Source organism: Streptococcus sp. 29892 (assembly GCF_032594935.1).
Classification (GTDB): Bacteria; Bacillota; Bacilli; order Lactobacillales; family Streptococcaceae; genus Streptococcus; species Streptococcus hyiners.
Genome location: NZ_CP118734.1, coordinates 1,467,936 through 1,491,588, shown reverse-complemented (window position 1 = coordinate 1,491,588; position 23,653 = coordinate 1,467,936). Strand labels below are relative to the sequence as shown.

General features: G+C 42.6%; 26 protein-coding genes and 1 pseudogene. 25 read left to right on the top strand and 2 right to left on the bottom strand.

Annotated features, from left to right (window positions below):
• The first annotated feature begins 40 nt into the window (after nucleotides 1-40).
• The 3 genes from PW220_RS07455 (at nucleotide 41) to PW220_RS07445 (ending at nucleotide 4,763) form a co-directional block, all read left to right on the top strand.
• Nucleotides 41-3,166 carry a type I restriction endonuclease subunit R gene (locus PW220_RS07455; protein ID WP_248054967.1) on the top strand — a complete coding sequence of 1,042 codons (3,126 nt, stop codon included), beginning with the start codon at nucleotides 41-43 and terminating at the stop codon, nucleotides 3,164-3,166.
• A 149-nt stretch (nucleotides 3,167-3,315) separates the two neighbouring features.
• Nucleotides 3,316-3,825, top strand: coding sequence for a restriction endonuclease subunit S (locus tag PW220_RS07450; protein ID WP_248054968.1), 510 nt, complete (start codon nucleotides 3,316-3,318; stop codon nucleotides 3,823-3,825).
• A 14-nt stretch (nucleotides 3,826-3,839) separates the two neighbouring features.
• Nucleotides 3,840-4,763 (top strand): site-specific integrase, encoded by a 924-nt coding sequence (locus PW220_RS07445; protein WP_248055218.1) that lies wholly within the window; start codon nucleotides 3,840-3,842, stop codon nucleotides 4,761-4,763.
• Here PW220_RS07445 and PW220_RS07440 read toward each other — a convergent pair.
• Nucleotides 4,755-5,264, bottom strand: coding sequence for a restriction endonuclease subunit S (locus PW220_RS07440; protein ID WP_248054969.1), 510 nt, complete (start codon nucleotides 5,262-5,264; stop codon nucleotides 4,755-4,757). The genes PW220_RS07445 and PW220_RS07440 overlap by 9 nt on opposite strands.
• Before the next feature lie 206 nt (nucleotides 5,265-5,470).
• Between PW220_RS07440 and PW220_RS07435 the strand changes: the two genes are divergently transcribed.
• The 15 genes from PW220_RS07435 (at nucleotide 5,471) to PW220_RS07365 (ending at nucleotide 15,615) form a co-directional block, all read left to right on the top strand.
• On the top strand, nucleotides 5,471-6,232 hold the full coding sequence (locus PW220_RS07435) for a hypothetical protein (RefSeq protein ID WP_172050082.1): 762 nt from the start codon (nucleotides 5,471-5,473) through the stop codon (nucleotides 6,230-6,232).
• Complete coding sequence (locus PW220_RS07430; protein WP_172050081.1) at nucleotides 6,222-6,494, top strand: PspC domain-containing protein; 273 nt, start codon at nucleotides 6,222-6,224, stop codon at nucleotides 6,492-6,494. Before PW220_RS07435 ends, PW220_RS07430 begins: the two co-directional genes overlap by 11 nt.
• Nucleotides 6,495-6,712: 218 nt before the next feature.
• A complete protein-coding gene (locus tag PW220_RS07425) occupies nucleotides 6,713-7,960 on the top strand; it encodes a diaminopimelate decarboxylase (RefSeq protein ID WP_248054970.1) in 1,248 nt (415 codons plus the stop codon).
• Between the two features lie 99 nt (nucleotides 7,961-8,059).
• Nucleotides 8,060-8,302 (top strand): YneF family protein, encoded by a 243-nt coding sequence (locus tag PW220_RS07420; RefSeq protein WP_105114558.1) that lies wholly within the window; start codon nucleotides 8,060-8,062, stop codon nucleotides 8,300-8,302.
• A gap of 87 nt (nucleotides 8,303-8,389) precedes the next feature.
• Entirely contained in the window at nucleotides 8,390-9,184 is a 795-nt protein-coding gene (racE, locus tag PW220_RS07415; RefSeq protein WP_248055220.1) for a glutamate racemase, read from the top strand.
• Nucleotides 9,181-10,191 carry a nucleoside-triphosphate diphosphatase gene (locus PW220_RS07410; protein ID WP_248054971.1) on the top strand — a complete coding sequence of 337 codons (1,011 nt, stop codon included), beginning with the start codon at nucleotides 9,181-9,183 and terminating at the stop codon, nucleotides 10,189-10,191. Before racE ends, PW220_RS07410 begins: the two co-directional genes overlap by 4 nt.
• Nucleotides 10,164-10,691, top strand: a complete 528-nt coding sequence (locus tag PW220_RS07405) for a metallophosphoesterase (protein WP_248054972.1) — start codon at nucleotides 10,164-10,166, stop codon at nucleotides 10,689-10,691. The genes PW220_RS07410 and PW220_RS07405 overlap by 28 nt, the downstream gene beginning before the upstream one ends.
• A complete protein-coding gene (gene cbpB, locus PW220_RS07400; protein ID WP_172000510.1) occupies nucleotides 10,688-11,146 on the top strand; it encodes a cyclic-di-AMP-binding protein CbpB in 459 nt (152 codons plus the stop codon). Before PW220_RS07405 ends, cbpB begins: the two co-directional genes overlap by 4 nt.
• Nucleotides 11,143-11,874, top strand: coding sequence for a site-specific tyrosine recombinase XerD (xerD, locus tag PW220_RS07395; RefSeq protein ID WP_248054973.1), 732 nt, complete (start codon nucleotides 11,143-11,145; stop codon nucleotides 11,872-11,874). The genes cbpB and xerD overlap by 4 nt, the downstream gene beginning before the upstream one ends.
• Complete coding sequence (locus PW220_RS07390; RefSeq protein ID WP_248054974.1) at nucleotides 11,874-12,593, top strand: segregation/condensation protein A; 720 nt, start codon at nucleotides 11,874-11,876, stop codon at nucleotides 12,591-12,593. The genes xerD and PW220_RS07390 overlap by 1 nt, the downstream gene beginning before the upstream one ends.
• A complete protein-coding gene (scpB, locus tag PW220_RS07385) occupies nucleotides 12,577-13,146 on the top strand; it encodes an SMC-Scp complex subunit ScpB (protein WP_105118165.1) in 570 nt (189 codons plus the stop codon). Before PW220_RS07390 ends, scpB begins: the two co-directional genes overlap by 17 nt.
• Nucleotides 13,136-13,870 (top strand): pseudouridine synthase, encoded by a 735-nt coding sequence (locus PW220_RS07380; protein ID WP_248054975.1) that lies wholly within the window; start codon nucleotides 13,136-13,138, stop codon nucleotides 13,868-13,870. The genes scpB and PW220_RS07380 overlap by 11 nt, the downstream gene beginning before the upstream one ends.
• Nucleotides 13,867-14,106, top strand: coding sequence for a membrane protein insertion efficiency factor YidD (gene yidD / locus PW220_RS07375; RefSeq protein ID WP_248054976.1), 240 nt, complete (start codon nucleotides 13,867-13,869; stop codon nucleotides 14,104-14,106). Before PW220_RS07380 ends, yidD begins: the two co-directional genes overlap by 4 nt.
• A 136-nt stretch (nucleotides 14,107-14,242) precedes the next feature.
• Complete coding sequence (locus PW220_RS07370) at nucleotides 14,243-15,088, top strand: pyridoxamine kinase (protein WP_316716468.1); 846 nt, start codon at nucleotides 14,243-14,245, stop codon at nucleotides 15,086-15,088.
• Entirely contained in the window at nucleotides 15,085-15,615 is a 531-nt protein-coding gene (locus PW220_RS07365; RefSeq protein WP_248043744.1) for an ECF transporter S component, read from the top strand. The genes PW220_RS07370 and PW220_RS07365 overlap by 4 nt, the downstream gene beginning before the upstream one ends.
• Before the next feature lie 54 nt (nucleotides 15,616-15,669).
• Here the strand turns inward: PW220_RS07365 and PW220_RS07360 are convergent, their stop codons facing one another.
• Nucleotides 15,670-16,473: a peptidylprolyl isomerase gene (locus PW220_RS07360; RefSeq protein WP_248043743.1), complete on the bottom strand. Its 804-nt coding sequence runs from the start codon at nucleotides 16,471-16,473 to the stop codon at nucleotides 15,670-15,672.
• A gap of 145 nt (nucleotides 16,474-16,618) precedes the next feature.
• On the opposite strand from PW220_RS07360, the gene PW220_RS07355 reads away from it, so the two are divergent.
• The 7 genes and pseudogenes from PW220_RS07355 (at nucleotide 16,619) to gloA2 (ending at nucleotide 23,624) form a co-directional block, all read left to right on the top strand.
• Entirely contained in the window at nucleotides 16,619-16,960 is a 342-nt protein-coding gene (locus PW220_RS07355) for a DUF2500 domain-containing protein (RefSeq protein WP_105114546.1), read from the top strand.
• 118 nt (nucleotides 16,961-17,078) lie between these two features.
• Entirely contained in the window at nucleotides 17,079-17,624 is a 546-nt protein-coding gene (locus PW220_RS07350) for a hypothetical protein (RefSeq protein ID WP_248043742.1), read from the top strand.
• A 157-nt stretch (nucleotides 17,625-17,781) separates the two neighbouring features.
• The gene (locus PW220_RS07345) at nucleotides 17,782-18,771 is read left to right on the top strand and encodes a LacI family DNA-binding transcriptional regulator (protein WP_248054978.1); all 990 of its coding nucleotides are present in this window, start codon (nucleotides 17,782-17,784) and stop codon (nucleotides 18,769-18,771) included.
• Between the two features lie 81 nt (nucleotides 18,772-18,852).
• Nucleotides 18,853-19,395 (top strand): annotated as a pseudogene (locus PW220_RS07340) (type 2 periplasmic-binding domain-containing protein); the annotation flags it as partial.
• Between the two features lie 18 nt (nucleotides 19,396-19,413).
• On the top strand, nucleotides 19,414-20,772 hold the full coding sequence (locus PW220_RS07335; protein WP_248054979.1) for a glycoside hydrolase family 32 protein: 1,359 nt from the start codon (nucleotides 19,414-19,416) through the stop codon (nucleotides 20,770-20,772).
• 120 nt (nucleotides 20,773-20,892) lie between these two features.
• Nucleotides 20,893-23,238, top strand: coding sequence for a DNA translocase FtsK (locus PW220_RS07330; protein ID WP_248054980.1), 2,346 nt, complete (start codon nucleotides 20,893-20,895; stop codon nucleotides 23,236-23,238).
• Complete coding sequence (gene gloA2 / locus PW220_RS07325) at nucleotides 23,238-23,624, top strand: SMU1112c/YaeR family gloxylase I-like metalloprotein (protein ID WP_172091556.1); 387 nt, start codon at nucleotides 23,238-23,240, stop codon at nucleotides 23,622-23,624. Before PW220_RS07330 ends, gloA2 begins: the two co-directional genes overlap by 1 nt.
• Nucleotides 23,625-23,653: the final 29 nt, after the last annotated feature.

Below are 23,653 nucleotides of genomic sequence, written 5' to 3'. Positions count from 1 at the left end.
GTAAGTAGCAGTTACTTACATGATGATAGAAAGGAAATGTATGGAAACCATCTCAAAAAACACTTCAGAACGTGAATTTCAAGATAAATTCGTTCGGGAATTATCCAAGTTTAAATGGCAAACTCCTGAACACTTAAATGGAAACTTACAGAAAGTTACAGTTCAGGATTTGATCAATAATTGGCGGTCAGAGCTAAATCGTATGAATGCGGATGTCTTGGAAGGTGTTGCTCTTACCGATAGCGAGTTCGATCAAGTCATGACAAAGGTCAAGCAGATTTCCAATAGCTACGAGGCCGCAAAAATCTTATCCATGGAAGGTTCTACGGGTAAAATCGATGGTATTTACCGTGACCAGCACCCACATGTGACCAAAAAGCAAATTACCTTAACCATTTTGAAAAAGGCTCAGGTGAGTGGGGGAGATTCCAGCTACCAAGTGGCTCGCGAAGTTTGGTCGGACAATGGCAACCGCTTTGACCTAGTCTTATTGATTAACGGTCTGCCCTTGATTAACATTGAACAAAAGCGGAGTGACAAGTCCTTGGACGAGGCCTTTGGTCAGTTTAAACGCTACTATGCCGATGGGGAATATACCAATAACTTCATGGCCTTTTCTCAAATGATGGTGGTCACAACAGACATCGAAACCCGGTATTTTGCAACGCCTAAGTCTATCAACGATTTTAATCCTGCCTTTGTTTTTCATTGGTCTGTCACCAAGAAAGACCAAGAAAGTGGCAAGCATTTGGGACAAAGGGTCTTGACAGATTACAGAGAGGTTATTGAGCATTTTCTGATGGTTCCAATGGCCCATCAGATGGTGGGCGACTACCTGATTATCGATGAAGATCCAGATAATGAGGAGAATAGACGCCACATGCTTATGCGTCCCTATCAGGTCTATGCCCTGCAGGCAGTTGAAAAGGCAGCTTTTGGTTGGGATAATGCGGAAAAAATACCACATGGGGGCTTTGTTTGGCATACGACAGGTTCTGGAAAGACCATTACCAGCTTTAAAACAGCTCAATTTCTTTCAACACGAACGGAGTTTGATAAGGTTGTCTTCTTGCTAGATAGACGGGATTTGGACGAGCAGACTTCCAAGGCCTTTAAGGCTTACGCGACCTATGAATCTGTCAATGTTGACGATACCAAAAGCACCTATCAGCTCCGCAAACAATTAACTGCTTCAAAGAGCGGTATTGTTGTGACCACCACCTTCAAATTGAGCAATTTGGTCAAGGACTTGATGGATGCTGATGATCGAGGTCTGGCAGATAAGAAAATCATTTTCATCATTGATGAGGCCCACAGGACAACCATGGGTGATATGATGGGGATGATTAAAGATTATTTCTATAAAAATGGTCTATTCTTTGGTTTTACAGGCACACCCCTCTTTGATGAAAACAAGGTCAAGGGGAAAATTAACGAGCGCAGTGAGTTGATTAACACGACTGAAAAATTGTTTGGTCCTCTTTTGCACCAATATACGATTGACGAGGCAATTGCGGATGGGAATGTCCTTGGCTTTCATGTGGACTACATCAATACTGGTGAATTTAGGAGCTATGAAGATTTACGTGAAGATTTGATTGAACTTCTAACAGAAAAACATCCAGAGAAAGCTGTCAAAGAGATTGAACGTCAAGTCATGCGGCTGTCAGAATTGGATGTAGAAAAGCATGCGGCAAAAGAGGGACTTTTGGTCTATCACGATCAAACCCATATTCCTAGAGTGGTAGAGGAGATTTTGTCGGGCTGGCAGGAACAATCACAGGGTGGTGAGTTCAATGCCATGCTGACAGTTGCTTTTAAGGAGCGGGTTATCGCCTACTATCACGAGTTTAAAAAGCAAATAGCAGAGCAGTTTAGGAATGGAGATGCCAAGCCCAATATTGCCATGACCTTTAGTTTTGGAAATGAAAATGATCCTGACAATGTTGCTAGGGAAGTCATTGAAGAGATGTTCGCGGATTATGAAGAGTTTACAGGTCTCCGCTTTATGGCTGGTGACAAGAAAAAGGGTGAGGATGCCTATTTTGAGGATGTAACAGACCGTGCCAAGCGTGGTGGAAGTGGTCGTAATCCGAAGAATATTGATATTCTCATCGTAGCAGATCAGCTTTTGACGGGTTATGATGCCAAACGCTTGAATACTCTCTACGTTGATAGGAAGCTGGAATTACAGGGCTTAATACAGGCCTATTCTCGAACCAACCGGGTTTTTGGTTCCAGCAAGGAATTTGGTACCATTATCAATTTCCAATACCCTCGCATAACAGAAGAGATTGTTAAGGAAGCCTTGTTGTTATACGGTAGCGGTGGAAGCAATAGCCGTGTTCTTGTTGAAAAATATGGGGTTGCGGTAGACTTACTTCGGACAAAAGTAAAGGTTCTACGGTCAGAATTGCCCAACCCGACCAAGTGGATTGACATCCAGTATGATGAGGAGAAGAAGGAAGCGTTTAAAACTGCTTTTAAAGAAACCTTCAAGCAACTGGATCGTGTCAAGCAATACTATGAATTTGTATGGGATGATGAAGCCTTTGGATTGGATGAGCATAGCTGGCTCCAGTACATTGGTGCTTATAGAAACCTGTTTCCTAGAGGAACTGATGGCGATGATTGGATACCAAAAGACCTGAAGGGGCGTACCAAATTGCAGGGTAGTCAAATCATTGATGCACAAAGCTTATTTGCTTTGATAGGAAACAAAACAACCAATGAAGGTGGTTTCCAAGTAATCAATGACAATAATTTGGTCTTGATTTTGGAGCAAATCCAAGAATTGAGCAACCTTGGTGAGAATGAACTAGCTGAAGCCTTGAAAACCTTTATCAATGAAGAATTGGTCACAGGACATTTGTCTGCCTCTGTCGATTTTGACGTCGCATTTAAAGAATGGCAGGAGAACAGGCAGTTTGCGGTTATCAAGGAATTTGCAAATCAATGGGGAATTGATAGTGACTTGCTTAGGAAGTCACTACAGGAGTACAACACAAGTAAGCCAGATGATATTCCTTACCGTGAGGAAATCGCTACGACCTTGGATCCAGAACGAGCGACCAATGAGTTCGCAGGCAGTAAGCTGAAGTTAAATATGAATTTGAACAAGGTTCTTCCACAGTGGATGGCAGAAACCAAGCAGAAATACAAGTAAGACCACTAAGGCCAAGATTTTTCTTGGTCTTTTTTGCCGTTTTCAGAAACCAACAGAAAATATTTTCTAGTAGCTATCAAATGAATAAACTGTCATCTTCAGCCACTGTGGAATAGGGAAAAAATACTCCTGCTTGGGAACTGCGGAAGTTGGGGGAAGTAGGATATGCGAAGTCGGGCGTGGGATTTCCAGAGAAAGAACAAGGTGGGTTGACGGGAATTCCGTTCTTTAAAGTTTCCGACATGAATATTGATGGGAATGAAAATGAATTAACTATAGCAAATAATTATGTAACAGACGAACAAATTAGTAGACGAAAATGGAGAGTTATAACAGAAGTACCTGCTATCTTTTTTGCAAAAGTTGGTGCGGCTGTAATGTTAAATCGTAAGCGTTTGATAAGGCAACCTTTCTTGCTTGATAACAATACAATGACCTATATTTTTAATCATAGTCAGTGGGATAGTGATTTTGGTAAAATACTTTTCGAAAAAATTGATTTGACAAAACTAACTCAGGTAGGAGCATTGCCCTCATACAATTCCTCAGATGTTGAAAACATTAATATTCTTATCCCCACCCTCCCCGAACAAGAAGCCATCGGCACTTTCTTCTCCACCCTAGACCGCCACATCACCCTTCATCAGCGTAAGTCGTAGAAGGATTGGATATGATGAATAAAATTACACGAGAAACTTTACTTCATGAATATTTTAAACAATGGACCAGGCTGTTTAAAGAGGGGGCGGTTCGACCCATTACTTTGGAAAAATATAGAAATAATTATGTTCATTTGAAAAATATTATTCCTGATTTGGCTCTTTATCAGTTGGATAGGACGACCTATCAGCAAATTTTGAACGACTATGCTTTGACCCACGAACGTCAGACGGTTATTGACTTTCATCATCAGCTCAAGGGAGCGGTCTTGGATGCTGTTGACGAGGGCTACATCGATCGGGACCCCACCCGAAAGGTGATTTTTAAGGGCAAGGCTCCTAGAATTAAAAAGATGAAATACCTCAATCAGTTTGAACTGCATAATGTTCTGTCTGATTTGAACTTGGAATGCCGTATCAATTGGGACTGGTTGATTTTGCTTATTGCGAAAACAGGTTTACGATTTTCAGAGGCTCTAGGGCTTACACCAGCTGATTTCAACTTTGTCCAGCAAAATGTATCTGTGACAAAAACTTGGAATTACAAGGGAAATGGTGGTTTTTTGCCGACCAAAAATAAATCTTCCGTGAGAAAAGTGCAGATTGACTGGCAGTTAAGTATGCAATTTCAACAATTGATTAAAGACCTACCTCAGGACAAACCTATTTTTGTCAATGGACCTGTCTGCAACTCTACGCCAAATAAGTGGTTGGAGCGACATTGTAAAAATGTGGGTGTTCCAGTCATTTCTATCCATGGTCTTAGACATACCCATGCATCTCTTTTGATGTATGCTGGCGTTTCAATAGCTAGCGTGTCAAGGCGGTTGGGACATTCTTCCATGACAACGACACAAAAAGTGTACATGCATGTCATCTCAGAACTTGAAAATCAAGATACAGATTTAGTCATGCGCTACTTATCTGGCCTAAGCTAGACATGAAATCGACTTACGCTGATGAAGGGTGATGTGGCGGTCCAGGGTGGAGAAGAAAGTGCCGATGGCTTCTTGTTCGGGGAGGGAAGGGATTGGTATTTCTTTAATCAAAAGCTCATTTTTAGTAATCCCTTTAATCGATGTTCCTTGTAATACTTTTATTTCATTTTGTAATTTTATATATAAAGAATATGTTGTAAAAAGCTCATTTGTTTTTAAATAACTAATTGATAAAAAATCTTGACTTGTGGTATAAGTAAACGGCATGAAAGCTAATTTCCCCACACCAACTCTCGTTACAATTGCTATAGAATTTTTAGGTATTAGTTGAGCAGATGAATTCCCTAGACCATCCTTGGTAATATATTTTCGAGGACCTACACTAAAAATACCTTCCTCTAAATCAGATGATTGTATCCAAGGAATATTTCCTTCCCAAAATAAAGCATTAGAAGTTGTTGGAGTACCTCCTCCAAATTGCTTTTCAGTTATCTCCCCCAACTTCCGCAGTTCCCAAGCGTATTCATTTTTTACCGTCCAAATCTGAGATACTTCTTTCTATTTTCTTGTTTCTCTGTCACATTTTCAATTATTTTCAGAAAAGGTGCTCTAGTCCTATGGACTAGCCTCGGTTTGCCAATATCAGCCTTTGGGCTGATGTTTTTCAGGAAGTTTGTGATATACTAGAAGGGAATTGAGGTGAAATCATGGTACAGAAACAACAAGAACGATTGATTGAGCTTTATGAAAAGGGGATTTTGACCAAGGAAGAGGCACGGGCCTGTTTTTTGAAATTTGAGGAACGACCGGATGTGCTCTTTGTGGAAGAAAAACACAAGACTGGCTTTACCTTGCCCAATTTCAAGGTCTTTGCTTCTTCAAAATTGAAGCAGGCCTATAGCTTTGAAGGGATAGAATCCTTATTTTTACAGCTATCAGAAGGACGGCTAACCATGACCAAGGCTAAGTCTAATCAGGTCGGGGTTGAAATTATCTACAATCAGGATGCTCCTGAAAACCAGTTGCCTCGTATCTATGTGGAGAAACGTGGTCTGTATTTTAGTAGTAGCTTGCCTTGTCGTCTGACCATTAGTTTACCTCAGGAATGGATGTCTGTACTGGACTTGGAACTGGGGCAGGCAGATGCTCGCTTGGATTATTTACCGTTTGAGGATATTTCTATCCGCAGTGCAAGGGATAAAAAACAACAGGATATCCGCTTGACAACCTGCGGTGGCTACCCACAGCATCTATCTGTTCAATTAAACCAGGCACAAGTCACCCTCTACCCAGGAAAATCTCAAGGGATGCAAGGGCAACTGATTTCTTCATCTGGTCAGGTTCTGGTCAATCGTAAGAAGAAAAATAGCCCCTATCAGTTTGAAAAATCTGGCAGTGATTTGCTCTTTGTAAAAGGGCAGATGGGACAGGGGTCTTTCTATGTGAAAGGAATAAAAGATGTCAATTGATTTGTATAAGGTAAGACAGGGTAAGATTGTATCGGGGGTACTTGCAGGTCTAGCCCACAAATTGGGCTGGGAAGCTTGGGTCACTCGTGTTCTTTTTCTAGCTGCCCTGTTTTTAGGAAAAACTTCTTTGCTCACACTGGCGCTTTATATTGTCGGGGCTTACTTCCTGCCCTATAAGGAAGATAGGGATGCGGAACGCTTTGGAACTGGTCCCCGAAAGATAAAGGATGCGGAGAAGATACATAAATCTTGGTTTGAATAAGAAATAGATTTATAAGCCTCAGTTTAGAATTTAATCTGTATCAATTTCCGGTTATAGATAATGAAAAGCACCCTAGAAAACGGATAGTGTAGAAAGTTTCTAGGGGCTCTTTATTTTTCTGGAAATAGACATCGACCTCATAGTTGGGATAAACTGTTTCATTTTCTGAAAAGGATGTTCTGTGGTATAATAGGAAAAATATTTGATGAGGTAGAGAGATGAGCAAGACACCATTTGTTAGTAAAGAAGTTCTAGAAACCATTACGGAGCAATTTCCGACTCCTTTTCATTTGTATGATGAAAAAGGTATTCGTGAGAAGGCCCGTGCCCTTAATGCAGCTTTTTCATGGAACAAAGGCTTTAAGGAATATTTTGCGGTTAAGGCGACACCGACACCAGCCATTTTAAAAATCTTGCAAGAAGAAGGCTGTGGAGTGGACTGTGCAACGGATGTAGAAGTGCTCATGAGTGAAAAACTGGGCTTTAAGGACATTATGTTCACATCAAATGATACGCAAGCCCAAGAGTTTGTCTATGCTCGTAAAGTTGGCGCAACAATCAACTTGGATGCCTATGAGCATATCGAATTTTTGAAAAATGTTGCTGGTATCCCAGAAACCGTCTGCCTCCGTTACAATCCAGGTGGTGTATTCTCACTGGGAACGGATATTATGGACCATCCTGAAGAGTCTAAGTTTGGCATGACCAAGGACCAGCTGATGAAGGGCTACAAGGAGTTAAAAGAACTTGGTGTCAAGGAATTTGGTATTCATGCCTTTTTAGCTTCGAATACAGTAACAAATGACTACTACCCTGTCTTAGCTCGTCAACTCTTTGAATTGGCCTTGGAAATTCGTGAGGAAACAGGAGTGACCTTGGACTTCATCAACCTATCAGGTGGGATTGGTGTCAACTATCGCCCAGATCAAGAAGCAAACGACATCGCTGTCATTGGTGAGGGAGTTCGCAAGGTTTATGAGGAAATTCTTACTCCAGCGGGTATGGGACATGTCAAAATTTTTACGGAATTGGGTCGCTTTATGTTGGCGCCGCATGGTCACTTGATTACCAAGGTGCTTCATCGTAAGGAAACCTATCGGACCTATGTAGGTGTAGATGCCTCAGCTGCCAACCTCATGCGCCCAGCCTTCTACGGCGCTTATCACCATATCACTAACATCACTCGACCAGACGCTCCGATTGAAGTAGTGGATGTAGCAGGCTCTTTATGTGAAAACAACGACAAGTTTGCGGTTAATCGAGAATTGCCACGGGCAGAAGTAGGAGATACCTTGGTCATCCATGATAGTGGTGCCCACGGCTTCTCTATGGGTTACAACTACAATGGTCGTCTGCGTTCCTCTGAAATCCTTTTACAGGAAGATGGCACAGCTCGTATGATTCGCCGTGCTGAAACACCAGAAGACTATTTCGCAACCATTTACGGTTTTGAATTTGACAGGTAAGTCTTGGAAAAGCTTGGGGAATTTGGTATAATAGTGTCAGTATGAGATTGCGCGATGCAATACCAGATGAATTATTTTTTAGAAAATCAGGAGATTGATATGCAATTAGGTATCGGTTTAGTAATTGTTTTGGTGCTTGTGGCACTTGCAGGTGGTGTAGCCTTGGGGATTTACTTGTCACGCAAACAAGTGGAAAACTACATTGCTGACAAGCCAGTTTTGGATGAAAATGCCTTGCGCTTGATGATGAGCCAAATGGGTCAAAAGCCAAGCGAAGCAAAAGTACAACAAGTACTTCGCCAAATCAAGAGCCAGCAAAAAGCAGCAAGCAAGAAAAAATAAGCGACATGGGACTGGGATATTCTTTCCCATTCCCTTTTTTTGAGTAAGAAAGAAAGGTTAGTCAGACTTCTGGCTATTATCAGTATGATGGATAATCGACCAATAGGCTTTTTAGACTCAGGTGTGGGAGGGTTGACTGTTGCACGTGAACTCATGCGCCAACTTCCTCACGAAGAAATTGTTTATATCGGTGACTCTGCACGGGCACCCTATGGTCCTAGACCAGCTGAACAAATCCGAGAATATACTTGGCAGTTGGTCAACTTCCTTTTGACAAAAGATGTGAAAATGATTGTCTTTGCCTGTAATACAGCAACAGCAGTCGCTTGGGAAGAGGTTAAGGATAAACTAGATATTCCTGTTCTTGGAGTTATTTTACCTGGAGCATCAGCGGCTATCAAAGCTACGCAAAGTGGAAAAGTTGGTGTATTAGGGACAGCTATGACCATTCAATCTGATATTTATCGACAAAAAATTCAGGCTCTTTCTCCGGAAACACAGGTAGACAGCCTGGCCTGTCCCAAATTTGCACCACTAGTTGAGTCCAACAGTCACCAATCGAGTCTCGCCAAAAAGGTTGTTTATGAGACACTTCGACCACTCGTTGGGAAAGTGGACACCTTGGTTTTGGGCTGTACCCATTATCCCCTGCTTCGCCCCATTATCCAGAATGCCATGGGCAAGGATGTCAAGTTAATAGACAGTGGGGCAGAGTGTGCACGGGATATTTCTGTTTTATTAAATTACTTTCAAATCAACCGTAGCCGTACCGAAAAGGATATTCAGCACCGATTTTACACAACAGCTAGTCCGGCAGCTTTTAAAGAAATAGCTGAAAGCTGGATGTGCATTGATATTCATGTGGAGCATGTAGAGCTATGACAGACAAGATATACGAATACAGAGATGAGCATAACTGGTTTATCGGAAAGGCTAGCTTTGCCAATCTATTTAGTTCCTTTGGAGAAACTGGCAGAGGACAAGAAATTTACCAGACTGGTCAATTATTTGACAAACTGATTGCTGGTAACTATGAAGATGAGAATTTCAACCAGTGTGTCAATATTGAGGTGATTAAACTTCAGTCTGACTTTGCCCTCTTCCAGTTTGCCTGTGATGTTTTGAATGAGTTAAACAATAGACAGTTCAAGGCCCTCCAACACCAAGGGGCTATTCTGGTAACAGAGAATGACAAGCTTCTCTTGGTTCATCTGCCAAAAGATGGTGTGGCTATGTCTGATTTCTTCGGTCAAGACAAGGGCTTGGCAAGCGTAGGAGATAGCATCTTAATTGCTACAAAAAATGAAGGCAAGACCAAGGAATTCCGTAAGTTTTTTGAGCGGTTTGGTTACCAAGTTGAGAACCTCAACAACTATCCTGACTTGCCAGATGTAGCAGAAACAGGTATGACTTTTGAAGAAAATGCACGGCTCAAGGCTGAAACCATAGCAGAGCTGACAGGCAAGATGGTCTTGGCAGATGATTCTGGTTTGAAGGTTGATGCTTTAGGTGGTTTGCCAGGAGTTTGGTCTGCTCGTTTTTCAGGACCAGATGCCACAGATGAGCTCAATAATGCCAAGCTCTTGCATGAGTTGGCTATGGTCTTCGACTTGAAAAATCGTTCTGCTCAGTTCCATTGCACCCTAGTTATGGCTGCTCCAAATTGTGATAGTTTGGTTGTCGAAGCTGACTGGGAAGGCTTTATCGGTATGGACCTCCGTGGAGAAAACGGATTTGGATATGACCCGCTCTTCCTCGTCGGTGAAACAGGCAGGACCTCGGCAGAATTAACCCTAGAAGAAAAAAATCAGATTTCCCACCGTGCACAAGCACTAGAAAAATTAGTGGAGGCATTTCCAGTATGGCAGGAGCAAGCAAAACAATCCTAGTCATGAGTGATTCTCATGGGGATAGACAGATTGTAGAAGAGATTAAAAACCACTATCTTGGCAAGGTCGATGCCATCTTTCACAATGGGGACTCGGAGCTAGATAGTCAAGATAGTCTGTGGGATGGCATTCAAGTGGTTAATGGCAACTGCGACTATTTTGGCGGTTATCCAGACCAGCTCATTACTCAATTGGGTGATGTGACCATTGCCCAAACCCATGGACACCTCTATGGTATTAACTATGGCTGGCAACGCTTGGATTATTGGGCACAGGAAGTGGATGCGGATATTTGTTTGTACGGGCATTTGCATGTACCTGATGCGGAAGTGCGTGGCAAGACCCTCTTTCTCAATCCAGGATCCGTTAGTCAACCTCGTGGTTTGGTCAGAGAGTGCCTTTATGCTCTTGTGACCATCACTGAAGACCATTTCCATGTGGAATACTATAACCGCCACCACCAACTTTACCCAGCATTGACAAAGGATATTTCAAGATGATTGCACGAGAATTTGAGGCCTTTTTATTGGACCAAGAAGAAACCTTCTTGACCCCAGCAGATAAATTGGCTGTTATTATCGATACCCATAATATTGATCATGCTAAATTGTTGCTCAGCCACATGACTTATTCCCGCGTACCAGTGGTAACAGAAGACGGCCGATTCTTTGGAACCATTGGCTTGACGGAAATCATTAAATACCAGGCTGAGCATGAGTTATCAGACGATGAATTGAACACGGATATTTCACTGATTGCAAAGACGGATGTAGAAACGGTAGGTCTGGATTATGATTTGACAGAGGTCATGCGCAAGCTAGTTGATCAGTCCTTCCTACCTGTTCTAGGGGAAAAGAGGGAATTCCTTGGGATTATTACCCGTAAATCTATTCTGAAAGCCATCAATGCACTTTTGCATAATTTTCCCTTGGCATCAAAAGAAGGCAAGAAATGAAGCAGGCTATAGGAGAGTTTATCCAGACTAAAAAGGTCAGTGTCAACAGTCAAAAATCCTATACTTATGACCTACAGCAATTTGTGGAGTTGACCAAGGGCGACATAGATCAGCAGTCACTCTTGCTTTATCAGCAGTCCCTGCTAGACTTGAAACCTGCTGCTCAGAAAAGAAAGCTATCGGCGGTCAATCAATTTCTCTACTTTCTTTATGAAAGAGGTCACTTGGACAGGTTTTACAAGCTACAGGCTATGGCAGGACCGGCTCGTGTCAAAAAGAAGTTGGAAAGTGAAGACTTGTCTTTACTCTTTCAAGAAAGTCCTTGGCTAGAAGGTCAGCTCATCGCACTTTTGATAGCATATTTAGGCTTGACGCCTAGTGAAATAGCAGAGCTGACTAGCCAGCAGGTCAATTTGGATTTTCAAGTCTTGACAGTAGAGAAAGGTGTGACCAAGCGTGTTCTGTCCATTCCCAAGGAATTAGTTGGCTACCTTGAAGGGCATCTGACAGGGTACTATGTCTTTGACAAGAAAGGACAGACCTATTCTCGTCAGTGGTTTTTCAATCGCTTGACCGAATTTGTTCAGTCCATTGGGAAGTCGGATTGGACTGCCCAAAAATTGCGAGAACAGCACATTCTAGCTCAAATAGGAGAAGGAAAATCCTTGGACCAAATCGCCAAGCAGTTGGGACTAAAAACAAGTATGAGTTTGGAAAAATTTAGATAATGGATATAAAATTAAAAGATTTTGAAGGCCCCTTGGATCTCTTACTGCATCTGGTGTCCAAGTACCAAATGGATATCTATGAGGTTCCAATTACGGAAGTCATTGAGCAATATCTGGCCTATATTGCGACCTTGCAAGCCATGCGCTTGGAGGTGGCAGGAGAGTATATGGTCATGGCCAGTCAATTGATGGTCATTAAAAGCCGGAGGCTCTTGCCAAAAGTCGTTGAACAGACAGATCCCGAGGACGACCCAGAAATGGATCTCTTGGATCAATTGGAAGAATACCGCAAGTTCAAGCTCCTCAGCGAAAAATTGGGAGAGCAACATGATGAAAGGGCCAATTATTTTTCAAAACCCAAGCTGGACTTGATTTATGAGGATGTCCAGCTGGCCAAAGATAAAACTGTCATCGATATTTTCCTTGCCTTTTCTAAGGTTATGGCTGAAAAGCAGGCCCGTCTCCGTCAGTCCCACGCAACTATTGCTCGGGATGAGTATAAGATCGAAGACATGATGGACCTTGTCCGTAGTCGTTTTGAGGCTAACCCTCGTATTGAACTGCGTCAGCTTTTTCAGGAGAGCCAGGATATCAATGAAGTGATTACCATTTTTCTTGCCACCTTGGAGTTGGTCAAGGTTCATGAGATTATCTTGGAACAAAAGGAAACTTTTGGAGATATTTATCTAGTAAGGAGTGAAGATGAATCGCTTAGCTGAAATCGAAGTCCTGCTTTTTGTGGCAGGTGAGGATGGCTTGAGTTTACGCAATTTGGCTGAAATGTTGGAATTGCAGCCCACAGCTGTCAGCCAGCAATTAGAAAAACTCAGTGAAAAATACATGGCCGACAAGGCATCAGGCCTGGCTCTCTTAGAATCTTCCAACCGCTACAAGTTGGTGACGAAAAAGGAGTATGCCGACTTGTTGCGGATTTATGCTAAAACCCCCATCAATCAGACCATGTCGCGAGCCCTTTTGGAAACCTTGTCAATCGTAGCCTACAAGCAACCAATCACACGGATTGAAGTTGATGATATTCGCGGAGTTAATTCCAGCGGTGCCATCAGTAAGTTGCAGGCCTTTGACCTCATTCGTGAGAATGGGAAGAAAGAGGTGCTTGGCAGGCCCAATCTCTATGTGACAACGGATTATTTTCTGGATTATATGGGGATTAACAGTCTAGAAGAATTGCCTGATGTATCAGAACTTGACTTGGTGGAGCAAGAAACCGAGCTATTCCTAGAAAGAAATGAGTTAGAAAATGAGAATTAACAAATACATTGCCCACGCTGGTGTAGCCAGTCGTCGTAAGGCAGAAGAATTGATTAAGCAAGGTCGTGTTACCGTCAATGGTCAAGTGGTTCGTGAATTGGCAACGACCATTAAGTCTGGAGATAAGGTAGAAGTAGAAGGCCAACCTATTTACAACGAGGAAAAAGTTTATTACTTGCTCCATAAGCCAAAAGGTGTTATTTCCAGTGTGTCAGATGACAAGGGCAGAAAGACAGTTGTGGACTTGTTGCCGACTGTAAAAGAACGGATTTATCCTGTTGGTCGATTGGACTGGGATACGTCAGGGGTCTTGATTTTGACCAATGACGGTGATTTTACGGATGAGATGATTCACCCTCGAAATGAGATTGATAAGGTTTACTTGGCGCGTGTCAAAGGAGTTGCTAACAAGGAAGTACTCCGTCCCTTGACCCGTGGTGTTGTCATTGATGGTAAGAAAACTAAGCCAGCTGTTTATGAGATCATCGAGGTTGACCCAGTTAAAAATCGTTCTGTGGTTGAGTTGACCATTCATGAAGGGCGTAATCATCAGGTTAAGAAGATGTTTGAAGCGGTTGGTCTGCAGGTGGACAAGCTTTCTCGTACACGCTTTGGAAATTTGGACCTTACTGGTTTGCGTCCAGGTGAATACCGCAAGCTTAATAAGAAAGACATTAGTAAACTGCATACGCTAGCAGTTACAAAACCGGTGAAGAAAAAATGACCAAGCTCCTTATAGGCTTAGTCAGGTTTTACCAGAAATATATTTCTCCCCTCTTTCCACCTTCCTGTCGCTATCAGCCGACTTGTTCAAGTTACATGATAGAGGCCTTACAAACACATGGACTCAAAGGATTTTTGATGGGCTTGGCTCGTATTGGTCGCTGTCATCCCTTTGTAGATGGAGGCTTGGATCCTGTCCCAGAGAAATTTAGTTTAAAGAGAAATTGTGAAAAGTAGGGCAACCTGCTTTTTTCTTGTTGAAATAATTTGCACAGTAATCTGTCCCCATACAGTTATGGATATGTAATATTGAAAAATGTATGAAAATCCTTTACAATTTTGTTTATGAAAAATAATTTAGGAGGTAGTCATGATTCAGCGATTATTGCTTGCGAACGACTTACCTGGTGTTGGTAAGGTTGCACTTGCAACGAGTATCCCTCTTGCGGCAGCTTGTCAGGTAGAAACAATGCTTTTGCCCACAGTGCTTTTATCTTCACATACAGGCGGTTTCCCAGATGTTGTCAGCCAAGAGTTGACTGATTTGAATAGGGCCTATTTGGGACAGTGGAAGAAATTGAATTTGGAAGTAGCTGGAATTTTGTCAGGTTATTGCAGAAGTCCCCAGCAACTAAGTCAGCTGGCTATCTATGCTAAAGAAATAGAAACTCCCTTGATTGTCGATCCGATTATGGGTGATAATGGGCGACTCTATTCAGGTTTTACACCTTCCTATGTTGAAGCCATGAAGGAACTGGCTCAGTCAGCTACTCTAATTCTACCAAATTTGACAGAGGCAGCACTTTTAACAGGTCGGGATTATCTGGGCGATTTCTACGATATTCAGGATATTGAGGATTTAATAATATCTTTGGCAGAGCAGGTATCTGCAGATATTGTACTGACAGGGATTACCTTTGGTGATCGCCAAATTGGCGTAGCCTATTTTCAGCAGGAAACAGGGGAAATAACGACCTATATGTCTCAGAAATATCAAGCACACTTCTTTGGAACAGGGGATATATTATCTACCTTGTTGGCTCTAGCAACCATTGAAAATATCAGTCTTCATCAGGCAATTCCCCTCGCTTTAGACTTTATTGACAAGAGTTTAAAACAAACTCTTTCATTAAATCGAGACTTACAATTAGGGATTTATTTTGAGCCATTTCTAGCAGAATTACAGGAAGCATTTCAAAAACTAAAGGAGAAAGTATGAAACAGAATCATTTACGCTCATTAACAGAAGTTAGTCTATTTGCAGCCCTTATTTGTGTGGTTGTCTTCTTCATTCGTATTCCATTTGGTAGTCAATTTGTTCACCTAGGCAATGCACTGGTGGTAGTAGGAGTATTACTTTTTGGATCCAAAAAAGGAGCACTTGCGGCTGCTATTGGTCTGGGAGTATTTGACTTGCTATCTGGGTACGCAGCGGTGGCTTGGATTACTATTTTGGAGTCGCTCATTGTCTGCCTTGTTCTTCACCTTTTTTATGAGAAATTTCTAAAGAAAAATGATAGCCTATCAAATATTGTTTTGGTTGGAGTTGTTGCTGCTATCACCAAAATTATCTTGAATGTTTTAAAGTATACTTTAACGGGAAGTTTAGTCGGTGGGCTAACTTTATCGGCATCCTTCCTTGCTGCTTTGAGTAAAATTTTAGGAACCTATGGCACTGCGGTTACAACTATCATTGCTGTACCCCTTCTTTATAAAGTATTCAAGGGCATATATCGTCGCAACTAGTTCAGTATAGAAAAAAGCTTGAGGTTTGTAATTTTCTCAAGCTTTTTTATTCTGTTATTTAGTGTAATCTTTCAGTATTTCAATGGCTTCAATTTTGATATCTGTTTTTGGCTTGTCACTGCTATCTGTTTCGACAGAGGCGATTTTATCCACAATATCCATTCCTTCGATGACTTGTCCAAAGACAGTATGCTTACCATCTAGGTTTGGATTTCCGCCATTCTTATAGGCTTCGATGATTTTGCCTGGATAGCTCGAGGACGAGAGTTGGCTAGACATATCGGTTGTATTCTGGTTGATAAAGAACTGACTGCCATTGGTTCCTGCGCCAGCATTAGCCATAGACAATGAACCGCGTATATTGTAGAGGAAGGCAGAAATTTCATCTTTGAAACCATAGCCGGCGTCGATAGTCGTTCCCTTTCCAGCCCAGATAGATTCACCGCCTGTACCATTTCCCAGAGGATCTCCTCCTTGAATCATGAAGTCCTTGATAACCCTGTGGAAAATAGTCCCATTGTAGTAGCCGTTTTTGGCATGGGTCAGGAAGTTTTCCACAGTCAATGGTGCTTGCTCTGGGAAGAGTTTGATAGTGATGTCCCCCTCGGTCGTTTTGATTTTTACAGCCGCCTCGTTTTCAGCAATATCGCTAGATAGCTGTGGAAAACTAGCATCGGGATTGTTGATGGCGTAGGCTAAGTCTTTAGCATACTTACTAGACGCAGTTGTGTCTGTGGTGGTTGCCAGGGTCGAGCTGGAGCTAGATGAGCTTGATTGTTCAGTGCTGGTAGTGGAATTGCTTGCACAGGCTGTTAATAAAATTGTGGATGCTAGAGCAAAAAATAGTCGTTTTTTCATGGAAAATCCTTTCTGGGAAACGTAAAATTATGCTCATTTTACCATGATTTCATACAATTTTCAATTTTCTGCTGAAGTGACAAAATTTCTATAGATTTTTGTGGATAATTTGATATACTATTAGTAAAAAAAGGAGCAGTTAAGTATGGAAGATTTGGTCAATAGTTCAGGTTTGTTTATGTTGTTTTTCTACGCTCTTGCGACACTCATACTAGGAACCGTTTGTTTTCAGATATTCAAAAATACGACGGAGTGGCTTCGTAATAATCAGTCACCAAGAGAAAGGTGTACTGCCAAGCTTGTTGCCAAACGGACCCATGTCTTTGGTAATGAAATGGCACGGACCAATTATTATGTGACTTTCGAATGGGAAGGCAAACGGCAAGAGTTTCGTGTTCGCTCGGATGAATTTGCCCTCTTGGCTGAGGGCGACAGGGGAACCCTACATTTTCAGGGGACCCGATTCCTAGGCTTTAATCGGAGCTAGGGTTCCTTTTCTGTTTGAAATCCACAAAATAGTGTATAATAGCAGGAGTTTATCAGTCAAAAATCTTGGTCGATCAAACCAGTCAGGCTGATAGAAATACCCTTGGAGAAAGTTGAACATGTCACTAGAAAAACGTATTGAAGAAATGTATAAGGACCACGAGGTCAAGCCCTATATCTCCCCAGAACGCGACCTAGCGACCTGGCTCTTAGAAGCCAAGCCAGTGCCCAAACGCAATATGGTTCGTCTGGAAGAAGGCATTTTGCCAGGTGATATTATTTTGCTATGGCGGATTAGCCTAGGTTCTTTTGAAACGACGACGCCCTACTCCAAGTACTTTGAGTACATGTATGGTATCAACGGTCCTGCTCACATGGAGCAGTTGATCGTAGACGGTTATGCCTATGTGGAATCAGCCTTTGATTCCCTAGACCATATCACCTCGACTGCTAAGAAAAATATCCTCAAAGCAGAAGGAGTGACAGGTCTGTCCAAGATGAAGGCAGCAGACCTGGACACTGCCCTCAAGGACAACTTGACAGAAGAAAAACTGGCACCTTACTTTACCGTCAGAGGTTATGCTTTGACGGAAAAAGGTAGAGCTGCTCTCGATAATCACCCAGAAGTGCTTGCAAAACACCCAATGAAGAAGATGTACAAATAAAAATAGAAAAGATTTTTGAACGGCACCCAAAAGTTAGAAACATTCTAGCTTTTTGGGTGTTTTTATTTGCTAATATGTCTATTTCCCTTGACAGAAAACGCTATCAATGATATTCTAGTGTAAATTATTGAAACGTTTCAAAAGAAAGGGGTAAACCATGGAAGAGCAAAAATCAATCACCATGAAAGACGTTGCGCGGGTTGCTGGTGTAAGCGTTGGAACTGTATCAAGAGTTATCAACAATGAGCCAGGTATTAAGGAAAGTACGCTTGAAAAAGTCAATGCAGCCATTAAGGAATTAAATTACATCCCAGATGTTTACGCCCGTGGCATGAAGAAGAACAAGACCGAAACCATTGCCTTGATTATTCCGACAGTTTGGCATCCTTTTTTTGGAGAATTTGCCTATCATGTTGAAGTTGAACTGAGTAAGAAAAATTACAAGTTGCTCCTTTGCAATATTTCTGGTCCAAAAAGGGAACTGGATTATCTGACTATGCTGCAACAAAATAAGGTGGACGGCATTATCGCCATCACCTACAGTCCCATTGATGATTACCTATCGTCCAATATTCCTTTTGTGAGTATCGACCGCACCTATGAAAATAAGGCTATTCCCTGTGTCAGTTCGGACAACCAAGCAGGAGCAGAGCTAGCGGCGGACATCTTGATTGCAAAAGGTGGTAGCCATTTTGCCTTTATTGGTGGGCACAATAAAACCATCAACGAAACCAAGAAGCGCAGAATCTATTTTGAAAAACGAATAGTAGAAGCTGGTTTTCCTTGTCAAGTCTTGGATTTGGAAGAACCCTATGATGATTTTGTCGGGGCAGTCGAGAAATTTTTGATTGCCAACCCGCAAATTGATGCCATTTTTACCATCAATGACTTTGTGGCTCTCGACACCCTCTCTATTTTGGAAAAACTGGGACGACGGGTTCCAGAAGATGTGCAGGTAATCGGCTATGACGGTATTCAGTTGGCAAGTGAACGTTCTTTAGAACTTTCCACCATTCGTCAGCCATTGGAGGCTATGGCCCAAGAAGCAGTTGCCTGTTTAGTCGATATTATTGAGAAAAGGGAGCGTCCTCTCCAAGTCACATTACCAATTTCTTACCTAGAAGGAAAAACGACAAAAAATTTTTAAAAAACAGTTGACAGAAAGCGGTTACAATGATAAAATAAAATCATCAATAAACAGTTGGTTTTATTTTTACAAGAAAAATGAAACGTTTCAAAAAACTTGGAGTTGACAGCTAAATGGATTGACGCTCAATATGCTCCGCTCCAATCTGTTCAAAACAACTGGGGTACCTATGGTGATGAAACCCAACAAAACATCTTTGAACTTGATACAGCAACCAATAGCCTTAAGCACCTGCCATTGAACGGTACTGCACCAGGCGAATTGCGTCAGAAGACAGAAGTTGGTGGACCGCTTGCTATTCTTGATGAGTACTACGGAACTGTGACAACTATGCCAGACGATGCTAAATGGCGTTTGGACTTGATGCACGCTACTTATCTTGACTATGTGACCAACGATGATATCTACCCTCGTGTCTTCATGGAACAAGAAGATTTGGATAAGATTGCCCAAGTTGAAGCAGACATGAACGACTTCATCTACCGCAAACGTGCAGAATGGATTGTCAACGGTGGTGTCGATGCGGAATGGGATAGCTATTTGAAAGAATTGGAAAGCTATGGTCTTTCTGATTGGTTGGCTATCAAGCAAAAATACTACGATCAATACAAAGCAAATCAGTAATTTAAAAGGAGGTTGCCTGTGAAAACAGTTGATAAAGCCAATCAAATTATTCAGACAGAAAAAGGAAAGGTCAATCCGATTTTCAAACCGCAAGCCCATTTAACACCAGAAACAGGCTGGATAAACGACCCCAATGGATTTATCTACTTCCGTGGAGAATACCATTTGTTCTACCAATTCAACCCTTACGAGAGTGTTTGGGGACCGATGCACTGGGGTCATGCAAAAAGTAAGGACTTGGTCAACTGGGAACAGCTTCCAGTTGCCCTAGCTCCTGATAAAGCTTACGATAAAGATGGCTGTTTCTCGGGCTCTGCCATTGTCAAAGATGATGTTCTCTGGCTCATGTATACCGGTCATATCAACAATGAAGACGGGACAGTTAGTCAAGTTCAGAACATGGCCTTCTCGACTGACGGTATTCACTTTGAAAAAATCGAGCAGAATCCAGTCGCAACAGCAGAAGGACTGCCAGAAGAAGTCATTGCCAATGACTTCCGCGATCCGAAGATTTTTGAGAAAGATGGTCACTACTACTCTGTTGTCGCAACCAAGCACAAGGACAATGTCGGCTGTATCGTCTTACTCAGCTCTCCCAACCTGACGGATTGGACATTTGAGTCTATCTTCTTGAAAGGTGAGGCCAACCAAGGCTTTGTCTGGGAATGTCCTGACTACTTTGAAGTGGACGGTCAAGAGTATCTGATTATCTCTCCCATGCGTTACCAAAAAGACGGAAATGATTTTGTCAATCTCAACTCCAATATCTTTGTGACAGGTCATGTGGACTGGGATAAGAAAGTCTTTGTGGCAGATTCCTTTAAGGAAATTGACCACGGTCATGATTTCTATGCAGCTCAAACGACTGAAGGTCCAGAAGGCGAACGGATCATGGTAGCCTGGATGCACACCTGGGGTCGCAAGTTGGTGACCAATGACCTAGACCATAAGTGGTACGGTCAGATGACCCTTCCACGCATTCTCAAGAAAACTGAAAACGGATTGTACCAAGTTCTGCCAACAAGTGTCTTGGAAGTCTTCAAGGATATTGAAATTGGACAAAGTATCCAAGGTCCAAGCAAGCTCTCTCTTAAACTGGAAGATAGTTTGGAAGTAAAACTTGGAAGCGACCAAGATTACCTGCAATTTGGTTACGATAAGGAAAGCCAAGAAGTCTACATTGACCGTAGCCACCTCAAAATCCAGCAAGCTGGTGAAGAAGAGTGGCCAACGGTTCGCCGAGCAGTTACTGTCCAAGCGACAGACCTACTGGTCTTGGTTGACAGCAACTGTGTGGAAATCCTTGTCAACGATGGTCAAGAAAGCTTGACCTCGACCTTCTATGTTGAAGGGCAGACATGTCTGAACACTTTATAATATTTGCTCCCTAAATTATTTTTTACTCCAAGAGAAGTCCTGTGAATGCAGGGCTTTTTCTGATATGAAAAATATTCTCAATTATGATAAAATAAAGAGATTGAGAAAGTTGAGGATTTTATGGCAAAAACAAGTAAAAAAGGAAAGGCGACCCGTAGGCCGACCAAGGCAGAACAGGCCCAGCAAGATAAGGTCAAAAATGTCACAATACGAGTGGCAGGTATTCTAGTTGCCCTCTTCGCTGCTATTCGCTTGGGAGCATTTGGGGTAACGAGTTATAATTTACTGCGCTTACTGTTTGGAAGTGTGACCTACCTAGTCTTGGTAGGTGCCCTTATTTTCCTCTTTGCGCCGGCACGTATTCGCAGTCGCAAAGGGACTGTATCGGGATTTTGTTTTCTTCTTATCGGACTTCTAATCGAATTTCAGGCATATTTGGATTTGGGATATCAAGGAAGAGACCTATTCAACCAGACCTTCAAACTTATCTTGAGCGATTTATCTAAGTTTCAGGTGACCAACTTTGTTGGAGGTGGCTTGCTGGGCAGTATCTTTTATTGGCCGGTGTCCGTCCTCTTTGCCAATGCTGGTGCCTTCTTCATCGGTTTCTTGTTCTTGGCCTTTGGGATTTTTAAGTTAGGTCCATGGTCTGTCTATGATGTGGCGGATGGCTTATCACTGGCTAAGGATAAGTTGGCTGAGGGTCAGGCAAAACGGGCAGAGCTTCGTGAGGTCAAGCGGGTTGAACGAGAAGAAAAACGTCAGCTAGAATTGGCTCGCCTTGAGGAAGAGCGACTTCAGTTAGAGGAAACGGAAAATACTCAGACCATTGAGTTAGATGATAGACGGATTGACTTGGAAACTGGTGAAATCCTGGAAGAACAAACTTTCCAAGTTCCTATTATCTCTGGCTATGACCATCAGGTAGAAGATGAATTTCCGGTTATGCTGGTGGAGGATGAGGAAGAAATTTCCCCTCAGAGCCAGCCTATTGCTGAAGATGATGGTCAAGATATTCAGATTGATTTCAAACCCAAGAAGAATTTGGTTTACAAACTGCCGTCCATTGACCTATTTGCACCTGTCAAGTCCAAAGGACAAGGAAATGAGAAAAAGATTGTCCGGCAAAATATTAAGGTTTTAGAAGACACTTTTGCCAGCTTTGGTATAAAGGTAGTGGTTGAGCGTGCGGAGATCGGTCCATCTGTGACACGGTATGAGCTAAAACCGGCTGTAGGTGTGCGGGTCAATCGGATTTCCAATCTGGCTGATGACTTAGCCTTGGCATTGGCTGCTAAGGATGTCCGGATTGAAGCACCTATTCCTGGTAAATCCTTGGTCGGTATTGAAGTGCCAAACTCAGAAGTGGCCATGGTTCCTTTCCGAGAACTTTGGGAACAATCCAAGACGGATGCTAGTAAGCTCTTAGAAATTCCACTGGGTAAGGCAGTCAATGGCTCGGTCCGTTCTTTTGATTTGACCAAAATGCCCCATCTCTTGGTCGCTGGTTCAACTGGTTCAGGGAAATCCGTTGCAGTTAACGGTATCATCTCTTCTATTTTGATGAAGGCAGGACCAGACCAGGTCAAATTTATGATGATTGATCCCAAGATGGTTGAATTGTCCGTCTATAACGATATTCCCCATTTGCTTATTCCAGTAGTGACCAATCCGCGCAAGGCAGCTCGGGCCCTGCAAAAAGTCGTGGACGAAATGGAAAAACGCTACGAGCTCTTTAGTCATATCGGTGTGCGCAATTTGGAAGGCTACAATACCAAGGTAGAAGAGTTTAATAGTCGTTCAGAAGAAAAACATATCCCACTTCCCCTCATTGTCGTCATTGTCGATGAGTTGGCAGACTTGATGATGGTGGCCAGCAAGGAAGTGGAAGATGCCATTATTCGTTTGGGGCAAAAGGCGCGTGCAGCAGGTATTCACATGATTCTGGCCACCCAGCGTCCGTCGGTAGATGTTATCTCTGGTTTGATTAAGGCTAATGTTCCATCTCGAGTTGCCTTTGCGGTCGCTTCTGGAACGGATTCGCGGACCATTTTAGGAGAAAATGGAGCGGAGAAACTCTTGGGTCGTGGAGACATGCTCTTTCATCCAATTGGGGAGTCAGCACCCGTTCGATTACAAGGTTCCTTTATTTCCGACGACGATGTTGAGCGAATTGTTAACTTTGTCAAGGAACAAGCAGAGGCTGAATATGATGAAACCTTTGACCCTGGAGAAGTTGCAGACGGTGACGGAGAATCTGGTTTTGGTGATGAGGGTGGGGATCCACTCTTCAATGAAGCGAGGGCCTTGGTAGTGGAAACACAGAAAGCTAGTGCCTCTATGATCCAACGACGCTTGTCTGTCGGCTTTAACCGAGCAACCAGATTGATGGAAGAATTGGAAGCCGCAGGAGTTATTGGTCCAGCAGAAGGCACCAAACCCAGAAAGGTATTGGAAACACAGTAATGAAGTTTGATGCAGTCCACCATATTGCCATCATCGGCAGCCATTATGAACGAACACGAGAGTTCTATGTTGAAAAATTAGGCTTTGAGCAGTTGGATGAACACATCCGTCCAGAAAAAAATGACATTCTCTTCAATGTCAAAAAAGGAAATATGGTCTTGGAAATTTTTATCAAGCCGGATGCACCTATTCGTCCAGCCATGCCCAATCCAGAACACACTGGGCTTCGCCATCTAGCATTTAAAGTGGCAGATGTGGAGGCTTGTCTGGAAGAATTTGACCGTTTGGGCATTCGACACGAAGCCCTTCGCACAGATGATTTCGATGGGAAGAAGATGGCCTTCTTCTTTGATCCAGATGGCCTACCATTAGAAATTCATGAATAAAAAGAGCCCCTTGTAACAGTGAGTTACAG